Genomic DNA, 13,511 nt, shown 5'->3' on the forward strand with positions numbered 1-13,511 from the left:
ATGACAACCACCACCCCGCAGCCCGCCGACACCACCACCCCGCGGCCCGTCGACCCGGCGAACGGCGCCCCCGAACGGTCGCCCGGCACCCCCGCCACCGTGCCCGTACCGCCGCCGGTACGGGCGGACACCCTGCCGGCGCTCGTCGCGCGGCACGCCGAACTCACCCCGAACGCCCTCGCCGTCGTGGACGGCGACACCACCCTCACCTACGGCCGCCTCCTCCAGGCCGGCCGCGCCCTCGCGGCCCGGCTGCGCGAACACGGCGTGGCCCGCGGCGACCGGGTGGCGCTGCTGACGGCGCGGTCGTCCCGTACGGTCGTGGCGCAGCTCGGGCTGTGGCTGGCCGGAGCCGCCTGCGTGCCGCTCGATCCCGCCCAGCCCCGGCCGCGTACCGAGGCGATGATCGCCGACGCCGAGGTGACGCTCACCGTCGGCGACGCGAAGCTGCTGGACGCGGCCACGTTCCCCGGCCCCGTCCTCGCCCTGCCCGAGGAGCCGCTCACGACCGGGCGCGCGGTCGACGAGTCCGACCCGGACGGCCCGGCGTTCATCATGTTCACGTCCGGATCCACCGGCCGCCCCAAGGGCGTCGTGGTGCCGCACCGTGCCGTTGCCGAGCTGGTCGGCGCACCCGACTACGTCAGCGTCACCGGCCGCGACCGCGTGCTGTTCCACTCGCCCATGACCTTCGACGCCTCGACGTTCGAAGTCTGGGTCGCGCTCGCCAACGGCGCCGCGGTCGTCGTCTGCACCGAGCAGCGACCCTCCCTGGAGGACCTGGCCCGGCACGTCGAGCGGCACGGCGTGACGGTGGCGTTCTTCACCACGGCCCTCTTCCACCAGCTCGCCGCGCGCCGCTCCCGCGTCTTCGCCCAGCTCCGCTCGGTCGTCGTGGGCGGCGAGGCGATGGCCGCCGCACAGGCCCGCGAGGTGCTCACCGCCTTCCCCTGGCTGGAACTCGTCAACGGCTACGGGCCGACCGAGACGACCACCTTCGCCACCGCCCACCGGGTCACCGCGCAGGACTGCGAGGCGCCGATACCGATCGGCCGACCCGTCTCCGGGGCCACGGCGCACGTCCTGGACGCCGCCGGCCACCCCGTGGACGCGGGCGACCGGGGCGAACTGTGGATCGGCGGCAGCAGGCTCGCCCACGGGTACACGGGCCTGCCCGAGCTCACCGCCGAACGGTTCGTCGAGGATCCCGCCGCCGGCCGGCTCTACCGTACGGGCGACGTCGTCTCCCTCCGGCCCGACGGCATCCTCCAGTTCCACGGACGCAACGACGACCAGGTGAAGGTCCGCGGCTTCCGCATCGAACCCGCCGAGGTCGAACACGCGCTGCGCGAACAGCCGGACGTGGACGACGCCGCCGTCGCCGTCGACGGCGCCGGCACACCCGAGGCGTGCCTCGTCGCGTTCGTCGTCGCCGCGCCCGGCCCCGTGCCCGCCGGCGCGGCGCTGCGCGCGCGGCTCACCGCCGTACTGCCCGCCCACCTGGTGCCCGACGCGGTCACCGTGCTGGAGCGGCTTCCCCTCACCCCGGCCGGCAAGGTCGACCGGCGCGCCCTCACCGGACGCGGGCACGCGGCCGGGAACCGGCCGGGCGACGGGCCGGCGCCGCCGATGACACCGCTGGAACAGGCCGTCGCCGAGGTGTGGAGCCAGTCCCTGGGCAGCGAGGTCACCCGCGCCGACGCCGAGTTCCTCGTCCTCGGCGGCCATTCCCTCCTCGCCCTCGCCGTCACCGACGACCTGCGCGAGGAACTGGGCGTGGAACTCTCCCTCGCCGACTTCTTCGCCGCCCCCACCGTCGCCGCGCAGGCCGCGCTGGTCGAACGCGCCCTCCTGGCCGCCCACGGCGACCTCCACCCCGAGACCCCGGAGCACAGCGATGTCCACTGACGCCGACTCCGCCGCCCACGACCGCCGCGGGCGACTCCAGCGGGAACTGCTGCGCCGCGCCCGCGCCGGAACCGCCCGGCGCGCGACCGCCGGGCCCGCCGCCGACACGGGCGCCGGCCGCGACGGGCACGCGCCGCAGGACGCCACCGGCTCCGGTACCGGCGAGTCCGGTGCCGCCGGCTCCGGTACCGGCGCATCCGGCACCGCTGCATCCGGTACCGCCGCCCCGCAGGACGGAAGCGCCCCCCTGTCCCGCGCTCAGCGCCGCATGTGGCTGATGGAGCGGCTCGGCGGCGCGGGCGACTCGTACCACGTACCGTTCGCCACCCGGGTGCGCGGCCCGTTCGACGTGGCCGCGTTCGCCACCGCCCTCACCTCGCTGGTGGCCCGGCACACGATTCTCCGCACCCGCTACGCGGAGCGCGGGGGAGAGCCCCGCCAGGAGGTGCTCCCGACGCCGCGGACGGTCCCCGTACACGTCGTCGACACCGACGTGGCGCACGCCCCGGAGCTGCTGCGGCGCGAGACGGCCCAGCCGTTCGACCTCGCGGCCGGTGACGCCGTACGGGCGCTCGTCCTGCGCCACGGCCCGCAGGACCACACCCTGCTGCTGACGTTCCACCACATCGCCGTGGACGGCGGCTCGCTGGAGACCGTGGCCGACGAACTCGCCGTCTTCTACGCGACGTCCACGGGCGGAACGGGCCGGCGCGCCCTCGCCGCACCGCCGCAGTACGCCGACCACGCGCGCCGCGAGCACGACGGCCTGCCCGGGTTGGAGGCGGACCTGAACCGCTGGAGCGACCTGCTGGCCGACGCCGCCCCGCCGCGCCTGCCCCGCCCGGCGGAGGCCGCGCCGCACCCTTCCGCGCGGCCCGCCGCCGTGCGGACCGTACCCCTCGCGACCGGCGTGCCCGAGGCCCTGCGGGCGCTGGGCGCCCAGCGGGGTGCCACGCTCTTCGCGGTCTCGCTCACCGCGGCCTTCGCCGCGCTGCACCGCCTCACCGGCGACGAGGACCTCGTCATCGGCGTGGCGGGCACCCACCGCAGCGGCACGGCCATGCGCGGCCTGGTCGGCCTGTGCGTCAACACCCTGCCCGTACGGGTCGACGCATCCGGCGGCCCGTCCTTCGCCGACCTGCTGCGCCGCGTGAGCGACGCGCTCCTCGAAGCCCAGCGCCACCGGCACATCCCCTTCGACCTGGTCCTCGAACGCCTGGGCGCCGGGGCACGCGGCGCCGACGGCACCGCGCTGGTCCGCGTCACCTCCGACGTCCTCGGCACGCCGACGGTGCTGCGGCTGCCGGGCACGTCGGCCGAGTACGTCGACGTCCCCTCCGACGGCGCGAAGTTCACCCTGTCCTACGGCCTGGGGCTGGGCGACGACGCCGCACAGCCGCGGGCGCTCGTCCAGTACGACGCGAACACGCTGGACGACACCGTGGCGGAGGCGGCCGTACGGGACTACGCGGCCCTGCTCCACGCGGTGGCGGCCGACCCGGAACTCGCCCTGGCCGAACTGCCCGTCCCCGGCCCGGACCACGGCGCCGGCCCCGCGGAGGGCGAAAGCGGCCGCCGCCCGCAGGCGGGCGCCCCGGACACGGGCGCCCCGGGCCCCGCCGCCATGGACCGCGCCGCCCCGGGCCCCGCCGCCCCGGACGGGGACCGCCACCCGGCCGCGGAGGCCCTGCGGGCCCACCCGCGGGTCGCCGACGCCACGGTGGTCCGGCCCGTGCAGGGGCGGCCCGTGGCGTACGCCGTCCTGCGCGACAGCGTCGGCCCGTCCGGTCACGAACTGCTGTCCCTGCTGCGCCGGTCGCTCGCGCCCGAGGCCGTGCCCGTCACGGTCACGCTGCTCGACGCGCTGCCGCGCACGGCGGCCGGGCCGCTCGACCCCGCACGGCTGCCCGGGCCGTCCGCGCCGGGCCTCCCGTCCGGCCCCCGGGCAGAAGCGGTCACGGCGGGCTTCACCGCGGTGCTCGGCCTCGTCCCGTCCCCCGACGACGACTTCTTCGCCCTCGGCGGCCACTCCCTTAAAGCCGTGCAGCTCGCCGAACGGCTGCGCACGGAGCTCGGACTGCCGCTCACCGGCCTCGACGTGCTCCAGGCCCGTACGCCGCAGGCGCTGACCGCGCTCCTCGACGAACGGGCGGCACGGCAGAGCGCCGCGAAGGCCGCGAGCAGGCCGGCCCCCCGCTCCCGGGACGTCCGCCCGGGCACGGTGCTGGTCACCGGTGCGACGGGCGGCGTGGGCGCGTTCGTCGTACGCGAACTGGCCGCGCGGGGCCGCCCCGTGCTGGCGCTGGCCCGGCCCGAGTCCGCGCATCTGATCGCGACCGAGGGCGTCGACGTCATCGAGGGCGACCTCACCGACCTGGCCGGGCTGCGGGACGCCGTCGCGCAGGCGGACGCGGTCATCCACGCCGCCTGCACCTTCACCCGGCACGACGTGGACCTGGCCGCGATGGAGGCGATGGTCGAGGCCTGGCGGCGGGGACCGTTCGTCTTCGTCAGCAGCATCGACGCCTACGGGCACCCCGCGACGGACCGGGTCGCCGAGGAGGCGCCGCCCCACGAGCCCGTCAGCCCGTACGGGAAGGCCAAGCTCGACTGCGAGGCGATGCTGCTGCGCGCCGCGGGGACCGCGGGGCGCGGGGGCGCGAGCGCCGTGCGCTCACCGATCGTCTGGGGCGCGCACGACCGGCTGCGCGAACAGCTGCGCTGGGGCGCCATCGGCACGCTCTACCAGTCGGCCCGCCAGGGCGGGCCGATCGAACTGCCACGTCCCGGTACCGGCGGGCACGCCTGGTACGGAGCCGCCTGGGTGCACGCGGCGGCCCTCGCCCGTGCGGTGGCCGAGTGCCTGGACCGCCCCGTGCACGGAGTCGCCAACGCGTGCAGCGGCCACGTCTCCTGGCCCGACCTGGCACACGACCTCACGGAACTGCTCGGCACCCGCGCGGACGTCCGCACGACCGGCGGGGCGCCCGGCGACCTCGACCACCGCTGGCACTACGACAGCGCCCGCCTGGCCCGTCCGCTCCGGGCACGGCCGGGAGAGGACCGGCGGACCGTGCTGGCCGAGATGATCGGCGGCATGACGCCCGACAACGGCTGACACGCCGGCTGCGCCCGGACCTTAGCGGGCGTGGTGCTGGGTTCCCTGCTGGCTGGGGATGTGGTTCAGGCGGGGCGCGGCGCGGCGGTGGGTGGCCGGACGCCTGCGGCCGGGGGAGGGGTTGCGGCGTGCGGGCGCACTCGGGGCCAGGGCCAGGAGGGCGATGGCTGCGAGGACCGCGACGAGGATGAGTACGGTCACGAGGGTCATGTTCCGGCCTTCCGTCGGGTTCTGACTGCCTGTAGCTACTTGGTGTTACCGCAACGCGGGCGGTTAAACACGGTGGGTGATGTTTAGGCCGCGAGGGAGGGGCACACGTCCTGGCGTAAGAGTTTTCTACCGCTTGGAGTGATGACCATGTCCGGTGAAGAGAAGGCTCAGGCCAAGGGCGAGCAGGCCAAGGGCAAGGTCAAGGAGGCCGCCGGCCGGCTCGTGGGGAACGAGAGCCTGACCGCCGAAGGCCGCGGAGAGCAGGCCAAGGGCGATGCGCGCGAGGCCAAGGAGAAGGTCAAGGACGTCTTCAAGGACTGACCGCGTGGCGTTGCGGAGGGGGCGGACCCGGAGCCGGGTCCGCCCCCTCCGTCGTCCTGCCGCACCGGCACCCGCCCGGAAGCGCCGCGGGCGCCCGCGGCCGGGTGACGGAGGGGCCGGCCGCGCCGAGGAGCCCGGCCAGGGCGCGCATGCGGATACCGGGCCGTGGTCGACGAGGTACATCAGGCGGAGCTGCGCGGGAGAGACCGGGGCCGTGGTGGTGGCCTGGCGGGCGCTTTCCCAGATGACGTCGAGGAGTTCGGCGATGTCGCTGACGGAGCGTGCCGCGTAGCGGTCGACACTGTGTGGCCCGGGAGCCGGCGGCGGCGTCTGTGTCCCCTTCGTACGAGCGGGTCGCCCGGCCGTGCCGGTCAGGTGGTGGTCTCCGGACCGCTGGAGCGGGGCGTTACGGGTTCCTCCGAAGCGGCGGACTGTCTCTCCCTCACAGAGGACTCGGACCGCTCGCCCGCACTCTGTCCGGTGAGGTGGTCCAGCGTACCGGTGACCGTGAGCATCCGGTCCAGATTCACGGGCCTGCCGCCGAGGCGCAGGCGCACGCCGGCCGAGTCGGTCAGGCGCTTGGCCATCAGCAGCGTCGACAGCCCGGTGGAGTCGACCGCACTCAGGCCCGTGCAGTCCAGGTACAGCTCGCGCGGGGCCGCGGGCTCGGCCAGGACGCGCATGACGGCGTCCAGGAGGACGGTGGCGTACTGGTAGTCGAAGTCGCCGTGCAGCTCGATGCGCACGACGTCCTTCGTGTCGACGCGCGTCAGCCGGAGCGGGCTGGGTAGCGGCATGGTCATGGGGCGGTCCCGGCGGAGGTGAGAGGTGGTGCGGGGGCGGAGATCACGACGACGGCCATGTCGTCGTGGCGGCCGGTGCCGACCCACTGGGAGGGGAGCATCTGCACCCGTTCCACCACCGCTTCGGCGGGCATGCCCGCGCACTGCGACAGGGCGCGGCGCAGCCGGTCCTCGCCGAACATCGCCCCGCCGCGGGCCTCGGTGATCCCGTCCGTTTACAGGACGCAGGTCTCGCCCGGCGCCAGCGTCACCGGCACCGTGTCGGCGGCGAGGGCACCGCACCCGCCAGCGGCAAGCCCGGGAGGGCATCGGGGAAGGCGGAAGCGGCCGCCCCGTTGACGAACACCAGGGCTCCCTGGTCGTCCGCCACGAGCACGGGATGGGGGGACTCACTCCACGGCGCGCGCACCGCCGGCGGAGCGCTGGATGCCTGGGGTGAATTCACCAAACGTTGAGGGCCCGCTACGTGAACCCCTCACCTCATCGACTCGAAGAAAATGCTTGCCTCGCGGCAACCATCCGCCATCCGGTGTCCTCCTGGCAACCAGGCAATCCTCCCGGCCGTCCCCCACCCCCGCCCACCCACGGCGCGCCCAACCGGTCCGGTGGGCCGGGCGCGGGCGATCCCGCATCCGGACCGGCGGGGTGCCCGATCGGCGAAAGGGCCCGCTCCGCGCCGCCTGCGCGAGGTCGTTCCGCCCGGCCGGGTGAAGTCGGGTCCCGTCGTGCCGATGAGTCCGCGGGCACTGGCAGGTCTACCCCTTGACGGGGACGACCGCTGCACAGGGAGTACGCCATGGGCCTCATCCACATCGAGCTGTTCGCGACCCTCGACCTCGTCGGGCAGGCGCCCGGCGGCCCCGACGAGGACCCGGTGGGGTTCCCGTTCGGCGGCTGGCAGGCGCCCCTGCTGGACGAGGTCGCCGGGGCGCAGATCGGCGCCGCGTACGAGGGCACGGACGCGCTGCTGCTCGGCCGGCGGACGTACGACATCTTCGCCGCCCACTGGCCTCACCAGGAGGGCGGCGAGGACCACGAGATCGCCACGCTCTTCAACCGCGTCCCGAAGTACGTGGCCTCCCGCGGCCGGCCCGACCTCTCGTGGGCCGGGTCCACGCAGCTCGGCCCGGACCTCGTCGGCGCGGTGCGGGAGATCCGTGACCGGCACGAGCACATCAAGGTCGTCGGGAGCCTGAACCTCGTACAGACGCTCCTGCGCGAGAAGCTCTTCGACCGCCTCGACCTCTGGCTGCACCCGATCGTGCTCGGCGTCGGCAAGAAGGTGTTCGACGACGGTGCGGTGCCCGCCAGCCTCACGCTCCTCACGCCCCCGGTGGCCGGCCCGAAGGGCACCGTGTACCTGCGCTACGGGCTCGCCGGAGGCACTCCCGCCACGGGCGACATGAGCGCACCCGATCGCGGCGTCGGAAGCGACGGCTGAGGCCCGCGCGCGCCCGCGGGCGCGCAACTGACGGGGCCCGGGCGTCAGCCCGGCGCGGGGATTGCCTCCCCGGCGGTTCTACGCATCCTCATGGGCGCGGGCCGTCCGACGGGCGCGTATTTTCCGCCCGATCGTGACGGCCAGGGCCACGACGACAAGAGCCACTACGGCCTTCGAGAACATTCCCACGTACTGCTCGACCGTCTCCCATTGATCGCCCAGCCAGTATCCGGCCATGATGAGAACGAAGTTCCAGATCGAGCTGCCCAGGGCGGTGAGCAGAAGGAACAGCGGCAGGGGCATCCGTTCGAGGCCGGCCGGTACGCTGATGAGGCTTCGGAAGATGGGAATCATCCGGCCGAAGAAGACGGCTTTCGTTCCGTGCTTGCCGAACCACGCTTCGGTCTTCTCCAGGTCGGATGTTTTGACCAGGGGAAGTCGGGCCCACAGGGCGTACATGCGCTCGCGGCCGAAAAGGTTGGCGATCTGGTAAAAGGCGAACGCGCCGACCACCGAGCCCGCGGTGGTCCAGAAGAGCGCGGAGGAGAGGCTGATCACCCCGTTCCCCGCGGCGAATCCCGTCAGCGGAAGAATGACCTCGCTGGGCAACGGTGGGAAGAGGTTCTCCAACGCGATGGCCAGCCCTGCTCCAGGGCCGCCCATGGTTTCGACGAGGCTCGTCGCCCAGCCCGCGATGCCGCCCGTGGGTTCGGCGGTCAATGTGAATTGCTCCATCTGTCTACTCCGAGCTCCGTGGGCTTCGGTCCCCACGGCGAGGGCGAAAGCGAGAACGGCGGGCAGCCGGCCGTCATCGAATGCCAGCTGCCCGTACACGGGCCAGTTCAGGGAGAGCAGACCTTGGCGAGATCCGCCGCGGCGGTCTTCACCGGGGTGATGTCGGGGGCCGGGTTGCCGCCGCGCACCGCGTCGGTCACGTCGGCCACCGCCTTCTTGAGTTCGGCCACCGCCTTGGAGACGTCCGCGTCCTTCGACGTGTCACCGACCGTCGCCAGGTTCTTGTCGATCTCCGCCAGCGCCCTGTCCGCCTGGGCCGGGTCGTTGGCGGCGCTTTCGAGGGCCTTCTGGAGGTCGTTCACGCTCGTGGAGATCGTGTTGGCTGCACGTACGCAGCCCATCGTCTTGTCCACCGCGCCGCAGCCGGTGGTGAGCCCGACGCTGAGCAGGGCCAGCACGGCAGCGGCACCGGCAGTGGTGTGACGAATGCGAGACACTTCTGTCCCCTTTTTCTTCTAGGTGAAGATCCGCGGACACGGCCGGCTTGACCCGGCCGCGTGCACTGGGGCGCGCGGGGAATTCGGGCAGCGAAAATGTCGTGCGGACGCGGTGGGCACGCGGCCACGGCACATCCGCCCACCTGGGTGTTCTCGGGGGAGAAAGTGCGGAACTCGGGCCGACGAGCGTTCGAGCTGAGGCAACACCGCTACGACGTGGAAAGCCTGGGTATACGAGGCGACGGCGCAGCGGGGTCAGGGCTGTGGAGCGCCCTGGAATCAACCGGATGGACATCCGATGAGCCGCTCAGCAGCGAAGGACCTGCGCAAGGGACGGGTCGAGCGGGGCGGCGCAGCCGTGCAATGCGCGGCATGCGGTGCCCGAAGCCGGCTCGTGGCAATCGAGCGACGGGGAACCGGTCGCCTCCCGGGTGGGCGGCGCGGTGGCGGTATCCGTGGAGTCCTGGCTGCGGTGGCGGCGCGCCACATCCCCGTCGTCGGACTCGTCCGGAAGATTCAATCCCGAGTCGTCCCACTGGGAATGAGTCTGGGCATTCACCACTGCAGCCGCTTCGACCGACTGCAGTGCCGGTGTGAGGAATCCGAGAGCGAGGGCGGAAGCCACCAGGAAGACGGTCACCGTGGCACAGAAGGAAAGAACCCTCCCGCAGCGCATTCTCTACGCCCCCAGTGCCGTTGGTGCCGCCCCGACGATAAACCGGTTGATCCCTCCAGGCTTTTGTCACTGGAGGACTGCACTGTAACAGCCGAAGATGAAGCGATCCGGATGAGCCGAACACCCGAACACCCGAAGACCGGATGACCTGGAGACCGGATGGCCTGAAGACCTGGTGATCCAACGGCGGCACGCGAGCAAAGCCGTGCAACCGTCAGGGGTATACCGGGAGCGGGGTGTCGGTGTCGTTCGCACACCCGCGGACGGGCGCGCCCGAGCCGTACGCGCGGGTGCTGGGCTGCCCGGTGGTGTTCGGTGCGGCCGAGCACGAGATCACCCTCGCCGACGCGGACCTCGCCGCCGCCGGGCACCCTGCGACCCGGAGCTGAACGCGCTGCACCGGGCCTACGCGGACCGCCTGCTGGGGGAGTTGACAGTGGCGGTGCCGCTGCGGGAACGGGTCCGGCAGTGGCTGGAGTACGCGCCGCTCGACCGCTCGGGTCCGGGCGAGCCGTCCCGGGAGCTGCACCCGAGCCCGCGGACACTGCGCAGGATGCTGCGGGAGGAGGGCACGTCCTGGCGGGAGCTCCTCGACGGGGCGCGCCGGGGGAGTTGAACCGAACCGAACCGAACCGAGCGCCGTGGACCGGCCGCGAGACCGCTGGCGCAGCCACGCCAAGCCGTCACCGCCCCGGTTGCCCTTCCGGCCCTCGCGGAAACCACGCCCGGGCCGACCGGGTGCCCCCTGCGCGCATCGTCACGGGGCGCCGGTGGCTCAGAGCGGCCGGGTCCTGCCCTGTACGACCAGCCGGAGGGCGTGTTCCACCGGGCCCCGGCGCACCGGGCTGTGCGCCCAGGCGCGTTGCCAGGCCCAGGTGAGGGCCAGCGCCGTGCCGCTGAAGGCGATCCAGGCGAACCAGGAGGCGACGCCGTACGCCGGGCCGGCCAGCACCAACGCGTGGACCACGTACGCACTGAGGGCCATCGCCCCCAGCACGGCCAGCGGCCGCAGCAGCCGGGCTCCGGTCCGGTGCCGCGCGGCGAAGACGCACAGGCCGATCAGGGCGCAGCCCACTCCCGCGTTGCCCAGGGTCTCCAACGGGGTCTGGCTGTACGGGTCGGCCACCAGCAGCCAGTCCCACGACGTGCTCGGCACGGCGCCGAACTGCCCGCGCAGCACCTCCCGTACGGGGTCGGCGGCGGCCATCGCCTCGGGATGGTGGACGGCGATCGCCCCCAGCAGCCGCTCACGGGCCCCGAACACGTGGGTGGCGAGCCAGGCGGATCCGTAGCCGACGACGGCCGCGGACGTGCCCCATGCGGCCATCCGCAGGGTCACGGCGCGCTCGCGCACGTCGCAGAGGCGGGCGAGCGCCATCCCGACCAGCACGTACGGGAAGTAGGTGGCCAGCGGGTACGCGCCGGTGAGCAGCAGCTCGCACACCACGTCCCCGGCCCCGGACCAGCTCGTCAACTGCGTGGCCTCGGGGACCGCGCCCCGGCCGGACGTGCCGTAGCCGAACACCGGGCCCAGCAGGAACGACAGCAGCGGACCCGCCACCACCGAGACACCCGCGACGGCGGACAGGACGGGTGTGGAGAGCCGCGTGAAGGGTTCGGCGGCCAGGAAGTACACGGCGAAGAAGGCGAGGATGACCAGGATCCCGGGCCACAACGCGGCCAGGAGGAGCCCGAGCGCGGCCAGCACGGAGCAGCGGATCAGCAGCGGGCGCCAGCGCCGGGCCCACCCCCCGGGCGCTGCCGCCGGGTCCTGGCCGCGCTGGGCGAGGAGCAGCGAGAACCCCGCGAGGAGGGTGAACAGGGCCGGTGCGCGGCCGTCCGCCGCGACCATCAGGTACCGGGCGCCCTCGGGTTCCGGGCTCGGCCCGACGTGGACGGCGAACATGCCGAGGACCGCGAGGCCGCGCACGGCGTCCACCCCGGCCAGCCGGCCGCCGACGGCCCCGGTGCGCGCGCCCGCGCCCGGTCCGGCACCCCGGTTCAGCCGCACGTCACGCTGTCCCGCGGCGTGTAACGGGTCTTCATCGTCTCCCGCTTGGCCTCCTTGCCGCCCACGACGAAGACGCGGTCGACGGCGACGTCGAAGCCCTCCAGCGGGGACTGGGGCTCGCACTTCGGGCTGTTGTCCTTGCGGGTGGCGGGCTGGCGGACGTTGGTCCGCGGGCCCTGGACCGCGCGTATCTCCTCGTACTTCTTCGTGCCCAGGAAGGTGATGGTGACGGAGGTCTCGGTGGCCTCGGCCTGGATGTACAGGGCCTTGCCCGAGTCGTTGGCGAAGCGCAGGTCGAGGCTGCCCCACGCGACGGTGGCCTCGCGGCCCTCCGGGTAGCGCTCGATGTAGAAGGAGTGGGCGCCGTACTCGACGGGTTTGACCCCCGCGAAGAACACGGCGTTGAAGACGGTCGTCGCGACCGCCGAGACCCCGCCCCCGGCCGCCTTCTCGTACTGGCCGTTGTTGATGATCAGGCCGTCGACGAAGCCGTTCTCCTTGGTGCGCTCGCCGACCCTGCGGTTGAAGCTCCAGGTCTCGTCGGGCAGGACCAGCGAACCGTCGATCAGCTCGGCGGCCCGGCCGATGTTGGTCGTGCGGTACGCGGCAGGCTCGAACGAGACGGTGAAGGAGGACACCTTCTCCTTGATGCCGAGCTGCTCGACCGTGTCCGCGGACAGCCTGGGCCGGGCCTCCTCGGTGGCGACCTCCCCGGTACGGGCGGTCGCCCCGGACCCGGTCAGCAGGGGCAGCACCGCCCCGCTCAGGGCCTGTTCGGAGACCTGCCGGCCGGCCCGGCCCTCCTCGGCGACGCCGACCCGGCCCGAGCCGTCGACCCGGAGCCGGGCCTCGGCCGGGCCGGGGACGGCCTGGCGCAGAGGTCCGGCCAGCGCGGGATCGGCCAGGAACGCCCCGGCGTCGAGGCCGGGGGAGAGCCGGCCCTTTCCGTCGTCCTTCAGGGCCAGGTGCCTGGAGAGGACCGCGGGGCCGACGGATATCCGCTTGCCCGCGACGGTCAGGGTGACGGGGGCGGACATCGCCGGCTCCGCGAACTCCTTCAGGGCCCGGTCCACCTCCTGCTTCCCGATCCGCGGTTCCGTCCGCCGGACGGGAAGGACGACGGGCTCCGCCGAGGTGCGCGGGTAGGCCTCGCGCAGCGCGTCCAGGGAGCCGTCCACGTCCAGGGCCGTACCGGTGACGGGGGCGACCGCCTTCGCTTTGCCCTTCTCGAAGGCGACGGCGCCCTCACGCACCTCCTGCGCCGCCTTCTTGCCCAGGGCGTCGAGCGCGGCGCGGGCCGCCTGCGCGTCCAGGCGGACCACCGGCGCCACGTCCGGGTCGCCGGAGGAGAACAGCCGGCCGATCACGGCGAAGGGGTCGGAACCCGAGCCGGCGGCGCGCTCGGCCGTCGCGGCGGTGTCCAGCGACAGGCCCAGGGTCCCCGGGCCGGCCTGCTCGGAGCGGTCGCCGAGCCGCAGCGCGACCGGGGCCGCGGCGGACGGGCCCAGCTCCCGATCCAGCACCCGGCGGGCCTCGGCCCGGCTCATGCCGCCTATGTCGACCCCGCGCACCTTCGTCCCCGGGGCGACGTCCTCGCCGGCCAGGAGCAGCCCGGCGGCGTACAGGCCGCCGAAGCCGAGGGCCGCGGCGCCGCCGGCCACACCGGCGAGCACCGGCACGGACCACCGTTTTCCCGTGGCGTCCGCGGGGCCCGTGGAGTGCGCAGGGCCCGTGGGGGAACGGCGTCGCATGTGGGGTTCTCTTCCGTGTCCGGTGAAATGGTCGGACCGG

At 73.9% G+C, this 13,511-nt stretch carries 13 protein-coding genes and 1 pseudogene; 6 read left to right on the forward strand and 8 right to left on the reverse strand.

Annotated elements, in window-relative coordinates:
• Entirely contained in the window at window positions 1-1,908 is a 1,908-nt protein-coding gene (locus ACFWTC_RS04890) for an amino acid adenylation domain-containing protein (RefSeq protein WP_383919333.1), read from the forward strand.
• Complete coding sequence (locus ACFWTC_RS04895; RefSeq protein WP_384026247.1) at window positions 1,898-5,026, forward strand: condensation domain-containing protein; 3,129 nt, start codon at window positions 1,898-1,900, stop codon at window positions 5,024-5,026. Before ACFWTC_RS04890 ends, ACFWTC_RS04895 begins: the two co-directional genes overlap by 11 nt.
• Before the next feature lie 21 nt (window positions 5,027-5,047).
• Here the strand turns inward: ACFWTC_RS04895 and ACFWTC_RS04900 are convergent, their stop codons facing one another.
• The gene (locus ACFWTC_RS04900) at window positions 5,048-5,236 is read right to left on the reverse strand and encodes a hypothetical protein (RefSeq protein WP_383919339.1); all 189 of its coding nucleotides are present in this window, start codon (window positions 5,234-5,236) and stop codon (window positions 5,048-5,050) included.
• A 147-nt stretch (window positions 5,237-5,383) separates the two neighbouring features.
• On the opposite strand from ACFWTC_RS04900, the gene ACFWTC_RS04905 reads away from it, so the two are divergent.
• On the forward strand, window positions 5,384-5,557 hold the full coding sequence (locus ACFWTC_RS04905; RefSeq protein WP_384026244.1) for a CsbD family protein: 174 nt from the start codon (window positions 5,384-5,386) through the stop codon (window positions 5,555-5,557).
• A 371-nt stretch (window positions 5,558-5,928) separates the two neighbouring features.
• Here ACFWTC_RS04905 and ACFWTC_RS04910 read toward each other — a convergent pair whose 3' ends face one another.
• Both ACFWTC_RS04910 and ACFWTC_RS04915 read right to left on the reverse strand, forming a co-directional pair.
• Window positions 5,929-6,360, reverse strand: a complete 432-nt coding sequence (locus tag ACFWTC_RS04910) for an STAS domain-containing protein (protein ID WP_383919344.1) — start codon at window positions 6,358-6,360, stop codon at window positions 5,929-5,931.
• A pseudogene (locus tag ACFWTC_RS04915) lies at window positions 6,357-6,620 on the reverse strand (PP2C family protein-serine/threonine phosphatase); the annotation flags it as partial. The pseudogene ACFWTC_RS04915 and the gene ACFWTC_RS04910, both read right to left, overlap by 4 nt.
• Before the next feature lie 536 nt (window positions 6,621-7,156).
• Between ACFWTC_RS04915 and ACFWTC_RS04920 the strand changes: the two are divergent.
• Entirely contained in the window at window positions 7,157-7,801 is a 645-nt protein-coding gene (locus ACFWTC_RS04920) for a dihydrofolate reductase family protein (RefSeq protein WP_383919346.1), read from the forward strand.
• Between the two features lie 78 nt (window positions 7,802-7,879).
• Here the strand turns inward: ACFWTC_RS04920 and ACFWTC_RS04925 are convergent, their stop codons facing one another.
• The 3 genes from ACFWTC_RS04925 to ACFWTC_RS04935 all read right to left on the reverse strand — a co-directional run bounded on the left by ACFWTC_RS04925 (window position 7,880) and on the right by ACFWTC_RS04935 (window position 9,673).
• Complete coding sequence (locus ACFWTC_RS04925) at window positions 7,880-8,536, reverse strand: DedA family protein (protein WP_384026241.1); 657 nt, start codon at window positions 8,534-8,536, stop codon at window positions 7,880-7,882.
• Window positions 8,537-8,643: 107 nt separating this feature from the next.
• Window positions 8,644-9,033, reverse strand: coding sequence for a hypothetical protein (locus ACFWTC_RS04930; RefSeq protein WP_383919351.1), 390 nt, complete (start codon window positions 9,031-9,033; stop codon window positions 8,644-8,646).
• Window positions 9,034-9,340: 307 nt separating this feature from the next.
• Window positions 9,341-9,673 (reverse strand): hypothetical protein, encoded by a 333-nt coding sequence (locus ACFWTC_RS04935; RefSeq protein WP_383919354.1) that lies wholly within the window; start codon window positions 9,671-9,673, stop codon window positions 9,341-9,343.
• A gap of 278 nt (window positions 9,674-9,951) precedes the next feature.
• Between ACFWTC_RS04935 and ACFWTC_RS04940 the strand changes: the two genes are divergently transcribed.
• Window positions 9,952-10,098 (forward strand): AraC family transcriptional regulator ligand-binding domain-containing protein, encoded by a 147-nt coding sequence (locus tag ACFWTC_RS04940; protein WP_383919357.1) that lies wholly within the window; start codon window positions 9,952-9,954, stop codon window positions 10,096-10,098.
• Between the two features lie 47 nt (window positions 10,099-10,145).
• Window positions 10,146-10,325: a hypothetical protein gene (locus ACFWTC_RS04945; protein ID WP_383919360.1), complete on the forward strand. Its 180-nt coding sequence runs from the start codon at window positions 10,146-10,148 to the stop codon at window positions 10,323-10,325.
• Window positions 10,326-10,484: 159 nt separating this feature from the next.
• On the opposite strand, the gene ACFWTC_RS04950 is transcribed toward ACFWTC_RS04945, so the two are convergent.
• Both ACFWTC_RS04950 and ACFWTC_RS04955 read right to left on the reverse strand, forming a co-directional pair.
• Complete coding sequence (locus ACFWTC_RS04950) at window positions 10,485-11,720, reverse strand: DUF418 domain-containing protein (protein ID WP_383919363.1); 1,236 nt, start codon at window positions 11,718-11,720, stop codon at window positions 10,485-10,487.
• Window positions 11,711-13,471, reverse strand: coding sequence for a VanW family protein (locus tag ACFWTC_RS04955; protein ID WP_384026238.1), 1,761 nt, complete (start codon window positions 13,469-13,471; stop codon window positions 11,711-11,713). The genes ACFWTC_RS04950 and ACFWTC_RS04955 overlap by 10 nt, the downstream gene beginning before the upstream one ends.
• Between the last annotated feature and the right edge of the window lie 40 nt (window positions 13,472-13,511).

This window comes from Streptomyces sp. NPDC058619 (genome assembly GCF_042717785.1).
In the GTDB taxonomy this organism is placed as follows: domain Bacteria; phylum Actinomycetota; class Actinomycetes; order Streptomycetales; family Streptomycetaceae; genus Streptomyces.